At 72.5% G+C, this 20583-nt stretch carries 19 protein-coding genes; 8 read left to right on the top strand and 11 right to left on the bottom strand.

Annotation, left to right across the window (positions count from 1 at the left end; genetic code table 11):
- Positions 1 to 96: 96 nt before the first annotated feature.
- The 4 genes from ABD329_RS07670 to ABD329_RS07655 all read right to left on the bottom strand — a co-directional run bounded on the left by ABD329_RS07670 (position 97) and on the right by ABD329_RS07655 (position 5643).
- Positions 97 to 672 (bottom strand): hypothetical protein, encoded by a 576-nt coding sequence (locus tag ABD329_RS07670; protein ID WP_198279665.1) that lies wholly within the window; start codon positions 670 to 672, stop codon positions 97 to 99.
- A 139-nt stretch (positions 673 to 811) separates the two neighbouring features.
- Positions 812 to 3271 (bottom strand): PQQ-dependent sugar dehydrogenase, encoded by a 2460-nt coding sequence (locus ABD329_RS07665; RefSeq protein ID WP_198279666.1) that lies wholly within the window; start codon positions 3269 to 3271, stop codon positions 812 to 814.
- Positions 3272 to 3395: 124 nt separating this feature from the next.
- Positions 3396 to 4568, bottom strand: a complete 1173-nt coding sequence (locus ABD329_RS07660) for a Gfo/Idh/MocA family protein (RefSeq protein ID WP_198279671.1) — start codon at positions 4566 to 4568, stop codon at positions 3396 to 3398.
- A gap of 280 nt (positions 4569 to 4848) precedes the next feature.
- A complete protein-coding gene (locus ABD329_RS07655; protein ID WP_198279667.1) occupies positions 4849 to 5643 on the bottom strand; it encodes an IclR family transcriptional regulator in 795 nt (264 codons plus the stop codon).
- A gap of 311 nt (positions 5644 to 5954) precedes the next feature.
- Between ABD329_RS07655 and ABD329_RS07650 the strand changes: the two genes are divergently transcribed.
- Positions 5955 to 7061 (top strand): glycoside hydrolase family 99 protein, encoded by a 1107-nt coding sequence (locus ABD329_RS07650; RefSeq protein ID WP_198279668.1) that lies wholly within the window; start codon positions 5955 to 5957, stop codon positions 7059 to 7061.
- 166 nt (positions 7062 to 7227) lie between these two features.
- Positions 7228 to 8079 carry a putative RNA methyltransferase gene (locus ABD329_RS07645; RefSeq protein WP_198279669.1) on the top strand — a complete coding sequence of 284 codons (852 nt, stop codon included), beginning with the start codon at positions 7228 to 7230 and terminating at the stop codon, positions 8077 to 8079.
- A 33-nt stretch (positions 8080 to 8112) separates the two neighbouring features.
- Here ABD329_RS07645 and ABD329_RS07640 read toward each other — a convergent pair whose 3' ends face one another.
- The 7 genes from ABD329_RS07640 to ABD329_RS07610 form a co-directional block, all read right to left on the bottom strand.
- Complete coding sequence (locus ABD329_RS07640; RefSeq protein ID WP_198279670.1) at positions 8113 to 8595, bottom strand: molybdopterin-dependent oxidoreductase; 483 nt, start codon at positions 8593 to 8595, stop codon at positions 8113 to 8115.
- A 369-nt stretch (positions 8596 to 8964) separates the two neighbouring features.
- Positions 8965 to 10599, bottom strand: coding sequence for an AfsR/SARP family transcriptional regulator (locus tag ABD329_RS07635; RefSeq protein WP_344316126.1), 1635 nt, complete (start codon positions 10597 to 10599; stop codon positions 8965 to 8967).
- Between the two features lie 6 nt (positions 10600 to 10605).
- Positions 10606 to 10965: a response regulator transcription factor gene (locus ABD329_RS07630; protein WP_198279625.1), complete on the bottom strand. Its 360-nt coding sequence runs from the start codon at positions 10963 to 10965 to the stop codon at positions 10606 to 10608.
- Positions 10962 to 11189: a hypothetical protein gene (locus tag ABD329_RS07625; protein WP_198279624.1), complete on the bottom strand. Its 228-nt coding sequence runs from the start codon at positions 11187 to 11189 to the stop codon at positions 10962 to 10964. The genes ABD329_RS07630 and ABD329_RS07625 overlap by 4 nt, the downstream gene beginning before the upstream one ends.
- A gap of 180 nt (positions 11190 to 11369) precedes the next feature.
- A complete protein-coding gene (locus ABD329_RS07620) occupies positions 11370 to 11861 on the bottom strand; it encodes a hypothetical protein (protein ID WP_198279623.1) in 492 nt (163 codons plus the stop codon).
- A gap of 219 nt (positions 11862 to 12080) precedes the next feature.
- Positions 12081 to 13142 (bottom strand): helix-turn-helix transcriptional regulator, encoded by a 1062-nt coding sequence (locus ABD329_RS07615; protein WP_309142842.1) that lies wholly within the window; start codon positions 13140 to 13142, stop codon positions 12081 to 12083.
- Positions 13143 to 13306: 164 nt separating this feature from the next.
- Positions 13307 to 13696, bottom strand: coding sequence for an NUDIX domain-containing protein (locus ABD329_RS07610; protein WP_309142841.1), 390 nt, complete (start codon positions 13694 to 13696; stop codon positions 13307 to 13309).
- Between the two features lie 374 nt (positions 13697 to 14070).
- Here ABD329_RS07610 and ABD329_RS07605 point away from each other — a divergent pair, with 374 nt between their 5' ends.
- The 6 genes from ABD329_RS07605 to ABD329_RS07580 are packed head-to-tail and all read left to right on the top strand — an operon-like array spanning position 14071 to position 20581.
- Entirely contained in the window at positions 14071 to 15300 is a 1230-nt protein-coding gene (locus tag ABD329_RS07605) for an MFS transporter (RefSeq protein ID WP_309142840.1), read from the top strand.
- A gap of 19 nt (positions 15301 to 15319) precedes the next feature.
- A complete protein-coding gene (locus ABD329_RS07600; protein ID WP_198279621.1) occupies positions 15320 to 16237 on the top strand; it encodes a TauD/TfdA family dioxygenase in 918 nt (305 codons plus the stop codon).
- Positions 16238 to 16296: 59 nt separating this feature from the next.
- Entirely contained in the window at positions 16297 to 17868 is a 1572-nt protein-coding gene (locus tag ABD329_RS07595) for a pyridoxal phosphate-dependent aminotransferase (RefSeq protein WP_198279620.1), read from the top strand.
- Between the two features lie 3 nt (positions 17869 to 17871).
- Entirely contained in the window at positions 17872 to 18678 is an 807-nt protein-coding gene (locus ABD329_RS07590) for a BtpA/SgcQ family protein (RefSeq protein ID WP_246618803.1), read from the top strand.
- A complete protein-coding gene (locus tag ABD329_RS07585) occupies positions 18675 to 19850 on the top strand; it encodes an SIS domain-containing protein (RefSeq protein ID WP_344316124.1) in 1176 nt (391 codons plus the stop codon). The genes ABD329_RS07590 and ABD329_RS07585 overlap by 4 nt, the downstream gene beginning before the upstream one ends.
- Positions 19847 to 20581, top strand: a complete 735-nt coding sequence (locus tag ABD329_RS07580; protein WP_344316123.1) for a cupin domain-containing protein — start codon at positions 19847 to 19849, stop codon at positions 20579 to 20581. The genes ABD329_RS07585 and ABD329_RS07580 overlap by 4 nt, the downstream gene beginning before the upstream one ends.
- Positions 20582 to 20583 lie beyond the last annotated feature (2 nt).

The following is a 20583-nucleotide window of genomic DNA, read 5'->3' as shown; positions in this document are numbered from 1 at the left end:
CCGAGTCGGCCCCACTTTGCAAAGCCCGTTGACAAAATCCTGTACCCGGTCATCCGCTCACCGCCTCGTGGGCGCGGGACGGCCCGCCGAGCACGATCAGATCGATGTCCAGCAGGTCCACCAGGGACAGCGCTCCCCTGCCGATGGCCCCGGCGACATGGCGCACGGCCTTCTCGGCCACCGGGTCGCGCCGTAGTGGGTGCCGATGCCCGCGCTGCCTTCGATGGGCGGATTGGCGGCGGCCTCGACCAGCAGGCACACGCTCTCGCCGCCGACGGCGCGGGTGGTCAGCGGCACCGAGCGGTGGTGGGGGTGCAGGCCCTCCAGCGGGGTGCCGTCGGCGGTGTGGACCAGGCCCTCGGCCTGACCTCCGGGGCCCCGGGAGAGGTCGAAGCCGAGGTCGAACAGCGCCTCAACCCGGCGGCCGGCCCAGCGCTCGGGGACCGTCGCGGTGGTCCGGAACCAGGTGGTCGACCACGGGCCGCCCCAGCTGCCGCCGGTGAGGAACGGCCGGTACTCGGCGCGCAGCGCGTCGGCCACCGGCACCGGCTCCCCCGGGATGTGCCAGGCGGCGACCTCCAGCGGGACGCGATCCCCGTAGAGCGCCGGGCGCAGGCGCTCGGCGATGAACTTCGCGATGCGCTCTTCCACGGCGTGGCGGTCGTCGTGCATGGTCGGCCCTTCCTCCTGCCCTGCCTGGCTTTCGGGAAAGCGCGCGTGCGGCGGGGAGGAGTCGGCGTTCTCCTCCCCGCCGCGCGGGCCGTCCGGCGGTTACCCTCGGGACCTGCGGCGCGGCCCTGCTCGTCCCGGCTCAGCCGGTGGTGAAGGTGAAGTCGTCCAGGTCGAAGAGGTTGCCCTGGCCGGTGACGCCCTTGAAGACGAAGTAGAGCGTGGTCGTCCCGGAGGGGGCACCGCTGAGGGTGGCGCTCACGTCCTGGAAGTTCTCCCAGCCGCCGGTGCCGGGCACGGTCGCGGTGCCCAGCAGGGTCCCGGTGGGGCTGCCGGCGCGGACCTCGAGGGTGCCGCCGGGGCCGCCGGAGGAGATGCGGGCGGTGAGCTTGGTGGCGTTGTTGAGGATGTACGGCTTGAAGGAGATCCAGTCGCCGTTGTCGGTGAAGCCGACCGTCTTACCGCCGTGTGCCGTGGAGTGGCTCGCCTGCTCGATGCCCTGGAACGCGGTGTAGTGCTCGGCCTGGCGGTGCCCCGGCTGGGTGACGTTCTGGTCGTGGGTGGTCAGCGGGGGCTGGCCGTTGGCCCCCTGGTCGGTGTACTCGGCGTCGAAGACCCCGAAGATATTGGCGTTCTCGTCGTGTTCGCCGTCCGCCAGCGTCTGGAGGGTGCCTTCACAGCCGGTGGCGGAGGTGATGGGGTGGGCGTGGCTGTCGTGTCCGAGCAGATGGGTGATCTTCACCTTGGAGCAGTCGATGCCGCCGTCCTCCGGATCGCTGACCTTGATCCGGAAGGGCACCTTGTCGCCGAAGGTGAACAGCTGGCCGTCGCCGGGCAGTTCCAGGGTCACCGTCGGCGCGGTGTTGCCGACGGTGATGTGCACGCTCGCCGTGCCGGTCAGACCGCCGGGGTCCCTGGCGGTGAGGGTGGCGGTGTAGGTGCCGTTGGCGGTGTACGTGTGCGTCGGGTTGGCCTCGGTGGACTTCCCGCCGTCGCCGAAGTCCCAGCTGTAGCCGATGGCGTCGCCGTCCGGGTCGCTGGAGCCGGACGAGGAGAACCGCACCTGGAGCGGGGCCTTGCCCGAGGTCCTGTCGCTCGACGCCTGGGCGACCGGCGCCCGGCCTCCGACCACGTTCTCGATGCGGTACAGCGCCGAGTTCGCGTCGCCCGCGCCCCATCCGGTGCCGTAGTCCAGGACGTACAGCGCGCCGTCCGGACCGAAGGCCATGTCCATCACCTGGGTGCCGGTCCAGGGGAAGGCGTTGATGGAGCCGACCGTGCCGTCCGCGCCCTGCTCGATCCGCTTGATCCATTTGCGGCCGAACTCCCCCGCGAAGAAGTCGCCGTCGTACTCCTGCGGGAACTTCACCGGCGAGTTGAGGCCCGCGTCGTAGCGGTAGACCGGTCCGCCCATCGGGGATTCCGAGCCGGAGCCGAACTCGGGCACCGACCCGCCGTCGTAGGGGATCCAGGCGGGCTGGGCCGGGGGCAGATCGGTGCGGCCGGTGTTGTTGGGCGAGGTGTTCTTGGGCGCGGCGCAGTTGAAGGCGGAGCCGGAGGCGCCGGTGGCGAAGTCGAAGTCGATGTACGGCTGGTTCTTGCCGACGCAGTAGGGCCAGCCGAAGTTGCCCGCCTTGGTGACCCGGGCGAACTCCACCATGCCCTGTGGACCGCGGGTGGCGCTGGCGCTGCCCGCGTCGGGCCCGTAGTCGCCCACGTACACCACACCGGTGGCCCTGTCGACGCTCATCCGGAACGGGTTGCGGAAGCCCATCGCATAGATCTCGGGGCGGGCCTTGGCGGTGCCCGGCGCGAAGAGGTTGCCCGCCGGGATGTCGTACGAACCGTCCGCCTTGACCTTGATGCGCAGGATCTTGCCGCGCAGATCGTTGGTGTTGCCCGCGCTGCGCTGGGCGTCGAAGGCCGGATTGCGGCTCGCCCGCTCGTCGATGGGGGTGTAGCCGTCTGAGGCGAAGGGGTTGGAGTCGTCGCCGGTCGACAGGTACAGATTGCCCTGGGCGTCGAAGTCGATGTCGCCGCCGACGTGGCAGCACATGCCACGGGAGGTCTTGACCTCCAGCACCGTCTTCTCGCTGGCCCGGTCCAGGGTGCCGTCGGTCTTGAGCACGAACCGGGAGAGCCGGTTGACGCCGTCGAACCTGGCGAAGTCCGCGGCCGTGCCGTTCTCCGGGGCGTCACCGGCCGGGGTGTTCAGCGGTGGCGCGTAGTAGAGGTAGATGAAGCGGTTGCCGCTGAAGCCCGGGTCGACCCCGACGCCCTGTAGCCCCTCCTCGTCATGGCTGTACACCGGCAGGGTGCCGGCCACCTTGGTGGTGCCCGCGGCGTCGGTCAGCCGCAGGGTGCCGTCGCGCGAGGTGTGCAGCACCGAGCGGTCGGGCAACACGGCCAGCGACATCGGCTCGCCCGTCTCGGCCACCCCCTTGGCGAGGGTGACCTGCTGGAACACGGGCGCGGCCGCCTTCCGGCCGGGGTCGGGCACCGCGTCGGCCGCCGGGGTCGTGAGCGTCAGGGTGGCACCGGTGAGCAGCGCTCCGGCGAACAGCGCGAGGGATCTGCGCAGTCTCAGGCGTTTCCTGTGCACGGAAGTCCTCCGTATGCGGTGGGGGATACTCGCGGACGTGCTGAGCACGGGCGCGCGCCGCCGCGCCGCGGTACGGGCCTTCGGCAGGGTGGAGGGGACCCTTGTGCCCGTACTCGACACCGCCCTAGCCGTGGCCCGCCGAGATGGACAGCTCGTCGGCGAAGGGCACGGGCTCGGGACGGGAACATGTGGTGCCGACCGGCAGCGAGGCCCGCTCCCGGACGGCGTCGAGCAGGGTGAGCATGACGTCCAGGACATGCCGGGCGAGCTCGGCGGAGGCCCGGTGCGGACGGCCCGCCCGCAGCGCCCGCGCCATGTCGGCGAGGCCGTAACCCCGGGCGGAGCCCGGGTAACCGGCCGACGGCGCCAGCGGCTCCCAGGCGCCACCGCGCCAGAGCTCCACCGGGCCGTCGAAGGTGTTGGGGTCCGGCACCGACAGCGCGCCCTCGCTGCCGTGGACTTCGATGCGCGGCAGCCGGGCCGCGTGCACATCGAAGCTCATCAGCAGCGTGGTGAGCGCGCCGCCCCGATGCTCCAGGACGCCCGTGACATGGGTGTCCACCTCGACCGCGAAGCGCTCGCCCGCGCGCGGCCCGCTGCCGATGCTGCGCTGGGCACGCGGCCGGGACGCCGCCCCGGCGACCCGGACCACCGGGCCCAACAGGTGCACCAGGGCGGACAGATAGTACGGGCCCATGTCCAGCAGCGGCCCGCCGCCGGGCCGGTAGTAGAACTCCGGGTCCGGATGCCACGCCTCGGGTCCGGCGGTGGCCATGAAGGCGGTGGCCGCGACCGGTGTGCCGATGAGCCCGTCGTCCACGGCCCTGCGCGCGGTTTGGGTGCCCGGGCCGAGCACGGTGTCCGGCGCGCAGCCGACCCGCAACCCCGCTCGCTCGGCCGCGCTCAGGATGGCGTCGGCCTCCTCGCGGGTGCCGGACAGCGGCTTCTCTCCGTACACGTGCCGGCCCGCGGCGAGCGCGGCCAGCGCCACCTCGGCGTGCGCCGCCGGGATGGTCAGGTTGAGCACGGCGTCGACGTCCTCGCGTGTCATCAGCTCATCGGCCGACGCGGCGACGGCCACGCCCCGCGCGGCCTTGGAGGACGCCTCGGCGGACTTGGCCGCGGCTTCGGCGGACTTGGCCGCGGCTTCGGCGGACTTGGCCGCGGCTTCGGCGCGGGCCCGGTTGAGGTCGGTCACGGCGGTCAGGCGCAGTCCCGGCAGGCGCGCCAGCGTGTCCAGATAGGCCCCGCTGATCTTCCCCGCCCCGACCAGCCCTATCCTCAGCGGCTCGTCCAGCCCTGTCCTCGACGGCTCGTCCAGCCCTGCCCTCAGCGGCTCGTCCAGCCCTGCCCTCAGCGGCTCGCCCACAGTGGTCCCCTCCCGGTCAGTGCCCGCGCCCGCGGCGCACTCGTAGGCGGCGGCGAGGTGCCGGCCGGCGGGAGGTGCGGTTCGCGAGATGCGGACATACGCTCCCATTCCCATAACCGAATGGCGGTCGTCCATTCGAACGTAAAGAGGGTTCAGGAGCGGTGTCAATGACCGTGCCGGGATCCGGCCGGGGACATGACGCGGGCTCTCAGTGCTCGCCGAGGCGCTTCAGCAGGGTGCGCAACGAGTGGGCCGCCTCGGTGACATGGGCGGCGATCTCGCTCAGCCGGACGTCGTCCATGCGGCTGCGCGGCGCCGAGCAGCTGATCGCGTCGCCGCCGCCGTGCCCGGTGCCGAGCGGGACCGCCACACAGCGGATGTCCACCGAACTCTCGCCCTCGTCCGCCGCCCAGCCGCGCTTACGGGCGTCGGCGAGCTGGGCCAGCAGCTCGTCCGGGTCGGTGACGGTGCTCGGAGTGAGCGCCTCCAGCGGCCAGTTGAGGCGGCGCTGGACCTCCGCCGCGTCGTACTGGGACAGGATCGCCTTGCCCAGCGCGGTGGCGTGCGCGGGCAGCCGGTGGCCGACCGCCGAGTACATCCGCAGGGCGTGCCGGGATTCGCGCTTGGCCAGGTAGACGACGTCCGTATGGTCCAGCCGCCCGAGGTGGACGGCCTCGCCCGTCTCCTCGGCCAGCAGGTCGAGCACCGGTCCCGCGATCCCGGCGAGATCGTCGCTCTCCAGATAGGCGGTGCCGGTCAGCAGCGCCTTGAGGCCGAGGCTGTACAGCGTTCCGGACGGGTCGGTCTCCACCCAGCGACGGGACTCCATGGTGCGCAGCACCGCGTGCAGACTGCTCTTGGGCACGGACAGGGTGTTCGCCATGTCGGCGAGCGAGAGCCGGGCGCCCTCGGCGCCCAGGAGTTCGAGCACTTCCAGGACGCGCGCCGCGGACTTGACGTCCTCGTGACGCCGGACCCGCGCTGCTCCCGACACCGATTCCACGCCAGCCTCCGCTCCCCGGCCCGGCGCCCCGCCAACCCGGTCCCCGACAACTTCCGTAGCTCGTCTTGACGCTATATCACGGTAAGCCTATGTTCCGTTACTCCAACGCTATTCGGTCTTCTGAACGCTTCGCATCAGACGGGGACCACGGAGCCGCTGCCCCCCGCTTCGCGGGGCCGTACGACACCTCGCGCCGCCCCCGGCTGCCGGGCTTCTCCCCCGCCCACCACTGGCGCACCGCGGACGCCGGCACCGAGGACACCCGCTGACGCGGGTTCCGAGGTGCTCCTCCCCCACGGAAGGAATGTGAGATGGCACAGAGCCCCGCCACCACCCGCCGGACCTTTCTGACCCGCACGGTCGCGGGCGCCCTGGGCGCCGGGGCCCTCGCCGCGGCGGGAGGCCGGGCGGCGGCCGCCGCCTCCGGTTCACCGGCGGCCCGGCTCGCTCCCTCGCCGGACGTGCACATCTTCTACTACCCCTGGTACGGCAGCCCCGCCGTCAGCGGCTCCTGGCGCCACTGGCCTCAGGGCGGCCTCACCCCGCCCGACCGGATCGGCTCCGACTTCTACCCGGTGGCCGGTCCGTACGACTCCGGCGACCGCGCCGTGGTCGAGCGCCACATGGGGTGGCTGGCCCAGGCCCGCACCGGCGTGGTCGTCACCAGCTGGTGGGGGCCGGGCGGTTACGAGGACCAGCGGGTGCCGCTGCTCCTGGACACGGCGGCCGCACACGGGCTGAAGGTGGCCTGGCACATCGAGCCGTACGCCGGACGCACCGCGCGGTCCGTGGTGGACGACATCGGCCATCTCATCCAGCGGTACGGCGGCCACCCGGCCTTCTACCGGGACGCGGCACACGGCAACCGCGGCGCGTACTACGTCTTCGAGTCCCTGCGGATCGTCGACTGGAGCCCGCTGGACCAGGTGGCCGACCGGGCGATCGTGCTGGCCCAGACCACCGACGTGTCGAAGGTGGCGCACTTCGGCGGCATGTACACCTACGACGCCATCGCGGCGGGCAACAATCCGCAGTGGGGCGGCCCGGCCGCGTACTGCCGTGACCACGGCATGGTCTGGGCGCCGTCCATCGGCCCCGGCTACATCGACGACCGCGCCGTGCCCGGCAACAGCACGCCCACCCTGGAGCGCGCGGACGGCGCCACCTACGACCTGGAGTGGAACAACGCCCTCTCCCCGGCCAACGGGGGCCCGCCCAGCTGGGTCTCGATCACCTCGTTCAACGAGTGGCACGAGGGCAGCCAGATCGAGCCCGCCACCGCCACCCCGCCCACGGCTCTGAGCTACCGGACCTACAGCGGGGCGTACGGGCGGACGGGCCGCGCGGCCGAGACGGCCTATCTCGACCGCACCGCGTACTGGGTGGGCCGGTTCGAGGCCGCCACCCGCCGCCGCTGAGGCCACCGGGCGGGCTGGCCGCGGTGCGGCGGTGCCCGTCGTCGGCCTGGCTGCGCCCAACGCGCCGAGTGCCGTGGCACCGGGCGCGGGGGTGGGTGTGCGGCACCCCCGGGTCCTCCGCATAGGCTGGGGTCCTGTCAGGACAACGGCGGTAACGGGGGACACAGTGCGGAAAGAGGCGGTTCGGTACCTTCACTGTCCGTACTGCTCCGGCGCCATGACGATGACCGACGGCACGCTGCGGTGCTCGCGGGGGCACAGCTTCGACGTGGCGAAGCAGGGGTATGTCAATCTGCTGCGTGGCGCCGCCAGGTTCAGCGCGGACACCGCCGCCATGGTGGCGGCCCGAGCGGACTTCCTGACCGCCGGTCACTACGCGCCGATCGCCGGGGCGCTGGCCGCGCTGGCGCGCGAGACGGCACCGCAGGCCACCGGCGGGGACCCCGGCTGTGTCGCGGACATCGGTGGTGGCACGGGCTATCACCTCGCCCGGGTGATGTCGGAGTTCCCGGACGCCGAGGGGATCCTGCTCGACATCTCCAAGTTCGCCGCCCGCCGGGCCGCGCGGGCGCATCCCCGGATCAGCGCGGTGGTGGCCGACGCCTGGGACGGGCTGCCGCTCGCCGACGGGGCCGCGTCGGTGGTCCTCAATGTCTTCGCACCGCGCAATCCGGCCGAACTCCGGCGGATTCTGCGTCCCGATGGTGTGCTGCTGGTGGTGACGCCCCGGCCGGATCATCTACGGGAACTGGTGGAGGCGCTGGGGCTGCTGCGGGTGGGCGAGCAGAAGGACGAGCGGCTGGCTGACCGGCTCTCGGCGCATTTCACCGAGGTGGCCCGCGAGCGGTCGCGGAGCACCATGGCACTGGACCACAAGGCCCTGCCTCAGGTGGTGGGGATGGGCCCCAACGCCTGGCATCAGCGGAGCGAGCGGCTGGAGGAGCGCATCGCGCGGCTGCCCGAGCCCTGCGATGTGACGCTGTCCGTCACGCTCACGGCGTACCGTCCGCTGATCTGACACCCGGCCACCACCAAGCTCCGCAAGGTGCCGTCACGTCCAGACGGTGTATCCGCCGTCCACGCGGATCGCCTCGATACCGCTGATGTACCGGGCGCCACAGCGGTCCTGGGGCAGGACGAGCTGGGGGCCCGCGCGGTCGAGCGGAGTGTCGTCGATGGTGACCGCGAGCAGCACGGGGGCTCGCCCGAAGTCGGGGTCGATCTCGGCCCAGGACAGCAGCGCGCGGTGGCCGTCCGCGCCGCGTACGGCGATCAGGAAGCGCAGCCGGTCCTTGCGCCGGGCGGGGTCGAAGCCGGGGCCGGCGGCGACCAGGACATCATGGAGAAACGGCCCGGTGAAGCGGTGGTGCTGGATGCCGCTGGTGGCACAGTCGAAGCTCACCCGCGCCCGGTGCTGGGGCCAGGAGAGCAGCTCGGACACCGTCAACCGGGCGGGGCGGGTCAGATCGCCGGTGAGAACGACTTCCGCCATCGGACCGGCGGCCGTACTGGCAGCTGCGAGGGAGTCACTCACGGGCTACCACCTCCTGGAGGAGCGTTACCCGAACACCCATCCCAGGCAAACGCACATGCCACGCCGATCGTCCAAAGATCGCGCTCATGCGAGGGAGAGCCCTCAATTTCCCTCGCATCTGCGGCAATCGGCTCACCGATGGTTCGGTGACGGCCGGCCCGCGGGCGCAAGCGCCGACCGCCGTGGACGAGCGTCGCGGCGCCCAGGAGGACGAACGCACCGCTCGCCACGGTCAGCAGCGCCCGGACGACGGCCTTCCGGTCCGCCACCTCCGCCGCGTACGACCAGCGAGCGGGGTGGTGAGGGGCATGGGGCGTCCGCCCCGCTCGCCGACCAGGCGGCGCCCCTGCGCTCACCACACCCCGGCCGTCACAGCGCGGCGTGGGCGGGGATCTCCTCGGGCTCCGGAGCGGGCAGGGCCGCCCAGTCCCGGGGTCCGGCCGTACGGCGGACTTCCGTGCCGTGTCCCTGACGGACCTCCGTGCCGTGTCCCTGCCTGCGAACCCGGACGGCCTCCCAGCCGTCGGGGGGCTCCGGGCCGACGCGGTACGCGATGACCGGCTCACTGGCGCGCCGGGTGACCTCGCACACCCGCACCTGCCCCCGCGGGGCGAGCGCCAGCAACCGGAAACATCGGTCGGCCGCCTCCCCCATCACCCTCGGGGCGGTGTCCGTCTCCCCCGGCCGGAACAGCAGATAGGCGTCTCCGGTGACCACGGCGACATGGAGACACGCGGGGCCGGGACCCCTGAGCGCGGGACCGGCGGGGCCTGGGCCACGACCGGCAGGGCCGGGGCCACGACCGGCGAAGCGGTCGCGCATCGCGAACGCCGCCCGTACCGCACGCGCCGCGTCGTCCTCACTCGTCTCGGGGTGGCCGAACAGCGCCGAGAAGACCGGCCCGGCCGCGTGGCCCATGGTCCCGCCGAACCGTGCGACCTCCTCGCGGACCACCCACTCGGCCTCTCGCAGCGCGTCCTGGACGCTCGACGGATCGTGGCCGTGGCCCTCCAGCGCGTACCGCACCCACACCAGGCTGATCCGCTTGTGCTCCACGGTGAACTCGCTCAGCCGCCGTGGCCGGGTGGCACGCCCGCCCACCGCGGCGAGACCCGCCCTGCCCTGGGCCGGGGCGGCCGGGGCCGGGGCCGGGGTCGCCGGGGCCTCGCGGGTCACATCGGGCCTGGGCAGGGGCGTCACATCGACCAGCCCGGGGCCGTCGACCGGCGCGGGACGGGACGGAGGGTCGAGCTCGGGGTCGTGGGCGAGGATCGCCCGCTCCAGCTTCTGCATCTCGCGGGTGGGTTCGAGGCCGTACCGCTCGACCAGTTCCACGCGGCGGTGGCGGTAGGCGGCGAGCGCCTCGGTCTGCCGTCCGCAGCGGTACAGCGCCAGCATGAGCTGACAGCTCAGGCGCTCCCTCGTCGGCTCGGCGGCGGCCACCGCCTGGAGCTCCCCCAGGACCGCGTGGTGACGGCCGCACGCCAGCTCGGCCTCGAACAGGTCCTCCTGGGCGTTGAGCCGGCTGTTCTCCCACCCGGTCAACTCGGGCCAGACAAGGCCGTCCTCGACGAGGTCCGCGAGTGCGGGCCCCCGCCACAGCCCCAGGGCCTCCCGCAGCACCCGCGCGGCCGACTCATGGGAGCCGGCGGCCACCTCGGCCCTTCCGCGCTCCACCGCGCGCCGGAAGCGAAGCAGATCGACGGCGTCGGGGTCCACCCGCAGCCGGTACCCCGGGGCGTCGGTGACCAGCGTGGCCCGCCCCTCGGAGCCGGGTTCGCAGGACAGGGTCCGGCGCAGGTCCCGGACCGCGTTCTGGAGCATCTTCCGGGCGGTGAGCGGGGTGTCGCCGGGCCACAGGGCGGCCAGTAACCTGCTCGTGGCCACCACGCTGTTGGCGTGGATGAGCAGATGGGCGAGCGCCCCACGCTTGATCACTCCGCCCAGCGGCACCGGCGCTCCGCCATCGAGCACCTCGAGGGGGCCGAGCAAGTGGAAGTCCACGGAACCTCACCTTCTGTCTGGATGCGCGTGTCCCCGTGTGTCCCCCGTTTTGTTTGCGTCCCGCGTGTTTCTTGCGCCCACCGCGTTCCTTGCGTCCCCCGCGTTCCTTGTGGCCCCGGCGTTCCTTGTGGCCGCCGAGCCCGTCTCCAGGGCGTCGGCCATCGCGAGCCGCAGCAGTTGCAGGCGATGGGTGACCCCCGTCTTGGCACGGATGCGTCGCATATACGTGTCGACGGTGTGCGGGCTGAGACCCAGAGCGCGCGCCACGGAGGGGTAGGTGTGCCCTTCCAGAACGCGGTCCAGCACCTCGCGTTCGCGGTCGCTGAGTAAGTCCAGCGGTTGACGGCCGGGCCGTCCGGCCGTCATCGGCCCGACGGCAGAGCCTTGCCGTACAGGCCCCAGCCGGTGTCGTCCTCGCCCGGCGACTTGGCGCCGTCCGTCGCCAGGGGCGTGGCGTCCATGGCGACGGCGAGCGGGTGAAGGCCGCGGGTGCCGGTGCCGGCTCGGTCGTGTGCGGCCGTGCTCACGAAGAGCGAGAGGGCCGGTGCGGCGATCGCGGTCATGACGGCGGTGAGGAGCAACGTACGCATTCTGGCCTCCGGTGGAAGAGATCCGGTGTGGGAATCGGCCCTGGGCTCGAATGGATCGATCATGGCTCGACCCCGGCCCGCGCACCACGCGTTCCGCCGCTCACCAAGGTGCCCGGCAACAAAACGAGGGGGGAACACAAGGTGACGAACCAGACTATTCGGTCGTCCGGCGTCGTCCCATCATGGTGTGGCGTGGAGCACCAACAGCAACAGTCGGCACGGCGTCCAGGCTTCGGAGAGCGTGCAGGAATGGCGGGCGGGCACGAAGACCATCTCTCCGGCGCGCAACCGCAGTTCGACTCCCCCGCTCCGAGGGCCCGCGGGGCCCGGGCCCTCGACCCGGCAGCGCGCTCCGCCGCTCAGCGGGAAGAGCAGGACGTCGACGCCGACGCACCCGAGGGGGAGCGCCGTCCCGGCCGGCAGCAGCCGTTCGTACGCCTCGACGGGGTAGCCCATGACATGGCCCAGATCGGCGGCCAGTTGGCGGGCGCGCGCGCCGAGGGGCGCGGGCCGCCACTCCGTGTCCGCCACTTCCCCGCCGTACGTCCCGCCAAGGCTCGGGAGGACGCTGTGGGCGCGCTCGGGCCAGACCACCGCGGGGCCCCTGTCCTGGTACGTGGACAGGCACAGCGCCAGGTCACGGAGGAAGAGTTCCCAGTCGGTATCGGACACCCTTGCCCTTCGCTCTCGAATGGGCCGCCGGAAGTGTCGTCCACGGAACCCCCCGCGCAGGCGGCTGCCCATCCTCGCCCGCCGACGACCCGGTGTGCCAGTCCCGTACGGGCGGTCCCGCACCGGCGTGACAAACACATTCGGCCAGAACGCGTGAGGCCGCGACGGCGTACCACCGTCGCGGCCTCACCTCCCCGCCCACTGCCGGACGGGCGCCGATTACCGGGCGGCGGCCTCGCCGACCCCGGTGTCCGGTTCGCTCTCGTCGTGGTCCAGCAGACCGGCGCGGGCGGCGAGGACTCCGGCCTGGAACCGGCTCACCGCGCCGAGGGTGTCCATGATGTCGGCGACGTGCTTGCGCGTGGTGCGCAGCGACATCCCCAGTCTGCGGCCGATCGCCTCGTCCTTGTAGCCCGCCGCCAGCAGGCGAAGGATCGTTCCGTCCAGCTCCTTCGCCACGGATTCCAGACCGTCGACGGCGGCGTCGGAGAAGGGTCGGGCATGGGCCCAGGCGTTCTCGAAGACCGAGCAGAGATAGCTCACGACGGACGGCTCGCGCACGATCACCGCCCCCAGGCTCCCGTCCCCGTCGGGGATGAACGCCAGGTCCCGGTCGAAGACGATCAGGCGGCCGAAGGGATCGTGGACGGTGCGGTATTCGGCGCCCAGGCCGGACATGACGGCCACGTACGCCTGGCTCGGCGCGTTGAACCGGGCCGTGTGGTTGTAGAGGGTGCGCATCCGCACCCCCCGGGCGAGCAACGCCGTGTCCCGGCTGATCGCCTCCTCCAGCACCTCCGGCGCCCGTCCGCCGCCGGGCTGGCTGCTCAGCACCTCCTCCTGGCACTCGTTGGAGGCGCGGTTCAGGGCGGCGCGCACCTCGTCCAGATGGCCGACCACCTCGATGCTCCCGGCGGCGTGACGGCGCCTCCCTTCCAGGAAGTGGGCCCGCAGCTGGCCGAACTCGACGCTGATCTGGTCGAGTTGGCGCCGCCGCTCCTGGAGGGACTCCTGAATCGGGGCGGTGAGCGCGGCCGCGGCCAGGTCGGGGTCGACGGGCACCAGCAGCGACGGGTCCTTCGAATGGGAGCGCAACAGCCCCAGTTCCTCCAGCCGGTCGACCGCCGCGTCAAGCTCTTCCCCGGAGATTTCCAGCTCGGATAAGGTGCACAGGAATTTCCTGGTCACCTGCTGGAATCGCAGTATGCAGGAATACACCGCGACTTCGGTGTCGCTCACATAGGAGGAGCCGCAAGCGGCCCGCTGGAGGGGCAGCTTCACAGGCTCTCCCCGCGTCCGCCGAGGAGTCTTGTCGACGAGCCATCGGACGGGAATCCGACATCGGGCAGCCGGTGTCTCTGGAGCATTTCGGTTTCTTTTCTCTTCTCCCACTGGGCCGGTCAGAAGCGCTCTGGTGGGACAGACGTCCATCGCCGCGGGCGGGTTCACTCGGGCCCCGCCCCGGCGTGCGAGGCCGTCCCCAGGAGTGCGGCCACGGCCGTCGTATGTCCGTCGAAGGCCAGCGTGGCGGGTGCGTCGAGGACCTGCCATCCGGCCGTCTCGGGCATCGGCACGGCCTCGGGCAGGGTCGCGGCGTCACGCACCGGCAGCAGGGCGAAGACCTCGAGGGTGTCGCGGGTGGAGTGCACGTCGAAGAGGCGGACCCGCCCCGGATCGGCCTCGAGGCCGGTCTCCTCCCGCAGTTCCCGCACGGCGCCCTCCCGCCAGGTCTCGCCGACCTCCACATAGCCGCCGGGCAGCGCCAGCCGCCCCAGGGCGGGCTCGATGGCCCGGCGCACCACGACCACCCCGAGCCTGCCTGACAACGTTGCCACGGGCTGTAGGACCACCGCCGCGGGCAGTGGGTTGCGCCATTGGGTCTCACCGCAGCCGGAGCAGTCCCGCGGCCAGCCGGCCCCCTCGGCGAAGGCGGTACCGCAGTAGGAACAGTGTGTGACGCGGCGTCCACGCGTGTACCCCATGAGCCTCCCACTCCGCTTCCTCGGCATGCGGCAGCAGGCAACATACAACAACCGGGCCGCCGCACCAGCGGGAAAGCCCGGGACCGGCCCGGCTCCGCCCGGGCCCCGGCGGGCCCGCGGGCCGACGCCCCGGGGAAAGCTCCGGTCATCGCGCGGTCATTTCCCCAACCGCTGCCGCCGTTTTCACAGTTCCCGGCGAATTCCGCCCGATCCCTACAGTTGTCCGCGTGCTGAATCGACTTCTCCCCGCTTCGGGGCCGGGACGCGTTCTGGCCTTGGCGACCCTCTTCCTCACCATGGGGCAGGGCGCCTTCATGACGTGTTCGGCGCTGTATTTCACCACGGTGGTCGGAATTTCCGTGCCCCAATTGGGACTCGGGCTGACCATTGCCGGAGCGGTGGGGCTGTTCGCCGGAGTTCCGCTGGGGCATCTGGCCGACCGCCACGGTGGGCGCGAAACGGCGGCGCTGCTGATCGCCCTCAACGGACTGGCGGCCGCCGGATACCTCGCCGTCGGTTCCTTCGCCCAATTCACCGTGTCGGCGTGTCTGTTCGTGGTGCTGGAGCGCGGCGGCCGGGCGGCCCTCCAGACGGCCGTGGCGGGCACCCTGCGCGGTGCAGACCTGGTGGAGACCCGGGCCTATCTGCGCGCGATCACCAATGTGGGCGTGGCGGTGGGCGCCGGATTCGCGGGCATAGCGCTCCAGTTGGACTCGCCCGCCGCGTTCCGTACCGTCCTGGTGCTGGACGCGCTCTCCTTCCTGGTGGCCGCGGCCGTGCTGACCGCCCTGCCGAAGGTGGCGCCGGTGGCCGCCGCGGAGGGCGGCGCCGGACAGCCCCGGCTCGCCGTGTTGCGCGACCGGCCCTTCGCCCTGGTCACCGCCTTGAGCGCGGTGCTGTCCCTGCACGCGGTGCTGCTGGAGATCGTGGTGCCGCTGTGGATCGCCGGTCATACGGACGCGCCTCGCTGGATGGTGACGGCCCTGTTCCTGCTCAACACGGCGAACGTGGTGGCGTTCCAGGTGCGGATCGCCAAGCGGGTGTCCGAACTTCCGCTCGCCGTACGGGCCGTCCGGCAGGCCGGTTTCGTCCTGTGCGCCGCGTGTGGGCTGTTCGCGGCCTCGTCGGCGGACGGCATGGCCATGGCCGTGGCCTTCCTGCTGCTGGCCGGCGCGGTGCATGTGTACGGGGAGATGGTGCTGTCGGCCGGGGCCTGGGTCATCGGGTTCGACCTCGCGCCGGCCGACAAGCAGGGGCAGTACCAGGGGTTCTTCTTCTCCGGCTACGCGGCATCCGCCATGATCGCGCCCACCTTTCTCACCGCCACCGTCCTCCAGGGCGGTGCCCTCGGCTGGCTGCTGCTCGGCGGCCTGTTCATCCTCGCCGGACTGGCCATGAAGCCGGTCGTCGGCTGGGCCGAGCGCACCCGCGCCCCGCGGCTCGCCCACAGCGGCTGACCCCCCAAGGAGCACTGCGATGGAACATCGATCCGCCCTCTCCCCCGTCCGGCCCCCGGTGCGGAGCGCCGGGGACGGGCCCGCCCACGGCACCTTCCTGGCCGGCCCAACCGATCCGCATCTCGCACCGCGCGAGCGGCTGCTGGGGAACGGCGTCCCGCTGGCCGATGTCACCGGCCGCCCCCGGCCGGATCTGGCGGCCGGGCCGCACGACGCCCTCCACGAGGAGGTGTCCGAGCAGCTCTGGAGCCGTGGCCTGGCCGCGATCCAGCTCGACGAGCCCCTGACCGACGACCGGTTCACCGCGCTCGGCCCGTTCCTGGGCACGGCCATGCCCGAACGGGACCCGGCCGTCGCGCCGTACGTGGAGCGGGAGGTGATCCTCAATCTGCGCAGTGAGCACGCCCGCACCGACGACGTGTCCTTGCAGCCCTTCGCCGTCAACCCCCTCTCGCTGCACACCGAGAGCAGTGGCGCCCCCGTCGACACCCAGCCGCGCTACATCGTGCTGATGTGCCTCGCCCCCGGGGACGCGGCGCAGGGTGCCAGGACGGTGCTCGTGCCGATGCGGGAGGTGGCGCGCCGGCTGTCCCCGGAGACGCTGGCCGTGCTCTCCCGCACCCGATACCGCGACCGCACCGGCGTGCCCACGATCGCCCGGCAGGTCGGGGACCGCTGGGTGTTCTCCTTCCGTGACTTCCTCGCCGATGAGCTCCGGTGGTCGTACGAGGGACCGGAGGAGGAGGCCACGGCCGTGGGCGACGCGCTCCGCGAGCTGCTGGCGGCCATGTACGCGCCCGAGCACGCGCAGGGGCTCCAGTGGCGGCGCGGGCTGCTCGTCGTCATCGACAACACCTACTTCTTCCACGGGAGAACCAGCGGTTCGGCCACGCCCGAGGCGCGGCTGCGGCACCTCAAGCGCCTGCGCGTCGTGTAGGGCCTGCCCATGCCATCCGTTCACGCTCGCCCACAGGGGCGGCCCACTCGGGGAAACGCATGAAACTCTTCGAATCCGTACCGTCTCCGCGTCCGTGTCACGCCCCGCCGGACGCGCGCGAGACCGCGGCGCGCCCACCGCGTCCCGGCGGCATCCGCGATGTCTTCACACCCGGTGTCGACCACCGTGTCCTGGAGGTCTACGCCCGGGCCCGCGACCCCCACGACCCGCTGGAGCTGCGGGACCTGTGGCTGGGACGGATCGAGCACGAGCTCGGTGGCAACGCCCTGCGCCCGGCGCTCGCCGAGACCTGGCGTGCCAGCAGGCCGCGCCGGTCCGTGGAGGCCGAGGAGGTGCTCTCGTCCCGCGCCACCGTCCGCTTCGTCAAGGAGCTGTTCAACTGGTTCTTCCGTGACGACCTCTACGGCGAACTGCGGGACAGCGCCCGCTACATCCTCTCCAGCGGGTCGATCGACGAGGAGCGGTGGGGGCTGCCGCAGAGCCTGAAGGAGTGCGTCCGCTACGCCCTCGACCGGGACTGGTACGGCTACTCCGACTCACGCGGCCGGGTCCCGGCGCGCGAGGCGATCGCCGCGTACGAGAACGCCCGCATCGAGGGGGCGCGCTACGGCACCGAGAACGTGGCCATCACCATGGGCGGCACCTTCGCCATCAGCACGCTCGCCGACTTCGTGCTGCACGGCGGCGCGCGGCCCACCGCACCGGCGCTGTGCGCGATCCCCAACTACCCGCCGCTGGTGGAGACGATAGCCCGCAGGCATGAAGTGCGGCTGGTGCCCCTGGCCTCCGAGGGCGGCCAGACCTCCCTCGAGCCGCTCATCGCCGCGCTCACCCCGGACACCCCGCTGGTGATGCTCCAGACGGTGGGCAATCCGACCGGCGCCGCCGTGGCCGAGGCCGATCTCGTCCGGCTGATCCGCGCCGCCTCGCCCTCCACGGTGATCGTGCTGGACGAGTGCCACGAGTGGCTCGGGGAGTACGAGAAGCGGTCGGCGGACCGTGCGGCGCCCCAGGTGGTGCGGGTGTCCAGCCTCTCCAAGACCTGGTCGGCGCCCGGGCTGAAGGCCGGGTGGTTCCTGGCCGATCCGGCGTTCATCGACGAGTACTACGAGTACGCGTCGTCCTCCTTCGGCGGCCCGCCCTCGTTCTTCTACACGGTCATCGAGGTGCTCGCCCGCCTGGAGCGGTGGCACATCACGGGCGTCGAAACACCGGGTCCGGCCGAGGCCAAGGAGTTCGAGTCCTCGTACGACATCGATCTGGAACGGCTGCGGAACGCCTACCGCGGCTATCGCGTCGAGCGGCTGCGCCGGGCCGAGGACCTGACCGTCCTGCGGGACGCGGCCACCGTACGGCTGACGGAGATCCCCGGCCGGGTGCTTCCGCCGCGCTTCTCCATCAACACCGCCGTGGAGCTGCCCGGTTGGGACGACTCCTACCGGTGTTTCCGCGATGTCCTGCGGGAGACCGGCGTCTCGGTGTTCCCCGGGATCCTCACCTTCTGCCTCTCCGGCGGCGTCGTGCGCGTCACCACGTCCCGCCCGTGGGACGAGCTCGCCCCCGCCCTCGACCGGCTGCGTATCCACGCCGCCCCCGGACACGGAGGCTGACCCATGGACGGATGGCTGACCGCGGGCGGCCGCAAGCTGGTCCTCGGCATGGTGCACCTGTCACCGCTGCCCGGCACCCCCTTCCACGAGGAGGGTTCCTTCGCCCGGATTCTCGACACCGCCGTGCGATCGGCGCGGGCGCTGTACGAGGGCGGGGCGGACGGGTGCCTGATCCAGACCGTGGACCGGGTGTACACCGTCGACGAGGAGTCCGACCCGGCGCGCACGGTGGCGATGGGCCTGATCACACGTGCGGTGGCCGAGGCGACCGGCGAACGGTTCCACATCGGTGTGCAGCTGATGCGCAACGCCCTCAAGGCATCCCTGGCGGTGGCGAAGGTGGCGGGCGGCGGCTACATCCGCGCGGGCGCCCTGGTGGGGCAGACCCTCACCGCACACGGCATGGTGCGGGCCGATCCGCTGGCGGTGATGGACTACCGCCGCCGGATCGGTGCCGAAGACGTCAGAATCATCGCCGAGGTCGACTCGATGCACTTCCGGTGGCCCGACGGGCAGAAGACCACGGCGGAGGTGGCGCGCGCGGCGAAGGCCGTCGGTGCCGACGCGGTGTCGCTGTGCCACCCGGACGAGGACACCGCGCTGGGGATGATCGCCTCGGTCCGCGAGGCAGCCCCCGAGCTGCCCGTGATCCTCGCCGGACACACCCGCCACGAGAACGCCGCACGGCTGATGGCCGCGGCGGACGGGGCGTTCGTGGGCACCTGCCTGGAGCGCGACGGGTGGGGTGGCGAGGTCGACCGCGACCGGGTGGCGGAGTACGTGGACATCGTACGGAGGCTCGAGCGGTGACCGGCCGACGCGATCCCGACCCGCGGGCCGGAGCCGGAATCCAGGCGCCACCACCGCCCCTGGACCCGGCCGTGATGCTGCGCCAGGTCGATGCCCTCGCCGGGGACCTCCGCGGGCGCACCGGGCCCTTCGACGAGCGGGTGCGTACCCTGCTGCCCGCGCGGTGGGCGGCGGTGGACACCGTCAGCATCGTGGGCGACGGCGACTCCTACCACGCCGCCTGCGCCGTGCGGATGGCCTTCGCCACGCTGGCCGGGGTGGACTGCCGCCCGGTGAACGCGCTGCGGTTCGTGGAGTACGACCACCCCGGACTCGGTGGTGGCCGCCCGCCGCGTGACGAACTCACGCTCGCGGTCTCCGCGTCGGGCCGTACCCCGCTCGTCGTGCGGTCGGCCGAACGGGCCCGGGAGAGCGGGGCGCATGCCATCGCGGTCACCGGAACGCCGGACAGCCCGGTGGCGCGGGCGGCCGATGACGCCCTCCTGGTCGCCCTGCCGGACACCGAGCGGTCGCCGGGTGTGCGCACCTACCAGGCCAGTGTGCTGGGCCTGCTGCTGATAGCCATCCGTCTCGGCGCGTTGCGCGGCCGCCTGACCGGGCAGGAGGCGGACGCCCTGCGGGACGAGCTGACCGCGCTGGCCGGACCGGTCGAGGCGACCGCCGGGGCGGCACGGGCCCGGTGTCCCGAGCTCGCCGAGCGCATCGCCGACGCGCCCGTGCTGAGCGTGCTCGGCAGCGGCCCCTCCCACGGCACCGCGCTCTTCGCGGCCGCCAAGGTGATCGAGACCTCCGGCGTCTTCGCCACCGGGCAGGACCTGGAGGAGTGGTGCCATGTCGAGCGGTTCGCCCGCCCGCCCGGGACGCCCGTGATCGTGGTGGCCGCACCGGGGCGCGCGTACGGGCACGCCGCGGAAGTCGCCGCGAGGGCGGCGGCGCTCGGACGGCGCGTCATCACCGTGGCGCCCGAGGACGACCCCGGCGTCACCCGGCACGGCTGGGCCGCGCTGCCGGTGACCGGGCGCGTACGGGAGGAGTTCTCGCCGCTCCTCTACCACGTGTTCGCCGCCCCTCTTTCCTGCCATCTGGCCCAACACCTGGGGCGGGCGCCGTTCCTGGCCGACCTGCCCCGTCCGACCCCGACCACCCCCCAACACCGCGGAGAGACCCCGTGACCCGGACCACGACGGAAGACCTGTCCACCGACCTGTCCACCGACCTGTCGACCCAGCAGATCATCTCCCTGCTGACGGAGGAGTTGCACGACCTCGACCCCGCCGAGCGCAAGGCGAAATCGCTCGAACTGCTCTCGGTCTTCGGCCGGGCCAAGGCCGACGCGCTGCCCGCCGAGGAGCGCCCCGAGGCGCCCGAGACCCCGCCCGGCCCGCTGCTGATCTGCGACTGGGCCGAAGACCTCGGCCTGGACGGCTCGACCCAGCAACTCGGCATCACGGTCGAGCCGGGGCCGACGAAGGTGATGAAGACGGCCGCCGCCACCGGACACTCCCTGGTGTCCAGCGGGCATGTGGGGGCCGACATCCTGCATGTCCCGGCGGGCAGCGGTTTCGCGCCCCACACCCACCCCGGGGACCATCTGCTGTTCGTGCTCGCGGGCACCGGGACGATCGCGGTGGCCGGTGAGATCGTGCGGACCCGGCCCGGTCAGGTGTACATGGTCCAGGGGGCCGTCACCCACGCGGTGGGCGCGGTCACCGACCACATGATCCTGTCCGTGGGCGCGCCGCACCGCCGCCTCGACAGCCCGGACCGGCAGGAACTGACGGCGTACGCGGCGCTGCTGGGCGAGCTGGGGGAGATCACCTGCCGGCTGTGCGACATCCGGGCCACCAGCGGCGAGGAGCTCACGGCGAAGGGCTGCACCCACTCCCCCCACCGGTTCGGGTGAGC

It is taken from the genome of Streptomyces javensis, from assembly GCF_039525925.1.
GTDB classification, from domain to species: domain Bacteria; phylum Actinomycetota; class Actinomycetes; order Streptomycetales; family Streptomycetaceae; genus Streptomyces; species Streptomyces asiaticus.
The sequence above is the reverse complement of the archived record's forward strand: the minus strand, read 5'-3'. Positions and strand labels throughout refer to the sequence as shown.

Bases quoted from the DNA above. Each gene is read 5' to 3' on its own strand.
- ABD329_RS07670 (WP_198279665.1), bottom strand. From the start codon at position 672: ATGCACGACGACCGCCACGCCGTGGAAGAGCGCATCGCGAAGTTCATC.
- ABD329_RS07600 (WP_198279621.1), top strand. From the start codon at position 15,320: ATGGAACATCGATCCGCCCTCTCCCCCGTCCGGCCCCCGGTGCGGAGC.
- ABD329_RS07590 (WP_246618803.1), top strand. From the start codon at position 17,872: ATGGACGGATGGCTGACCGCGGGCGGCCGCAAGCTGGTCCTCGGCATG.
- ABD329_RS07595 (WP_198279620.1), top strand. From the start codon at position 16,297: ATGAAACTCTTCGAATCCGTACCGTCTCCGCGTCCGTGTCACGCCCCG.
- ABD329_RS07650 (WP_198279668.1), top strand. From the start codon at position 5,955: ATGGCACAGAGCCCCGCCACCACCCGCCGGACCTTTCTGACCCGCACG.
- ABD329_RS07630 (WP_198279625.1), bottom strand. From the start codon at position 10,965: ATGACGGCCGGACGGCCCGGCCGTCAACCGCTGGACTTACTCAGCGAC.
- ABD329_RS07625 (WP_198279624.1), bottom strand. From the start codon at position 11,189: ATGCGTACGTTGCTCCTCACCGCCGTCATGACCGCGATCGCCGCACCG.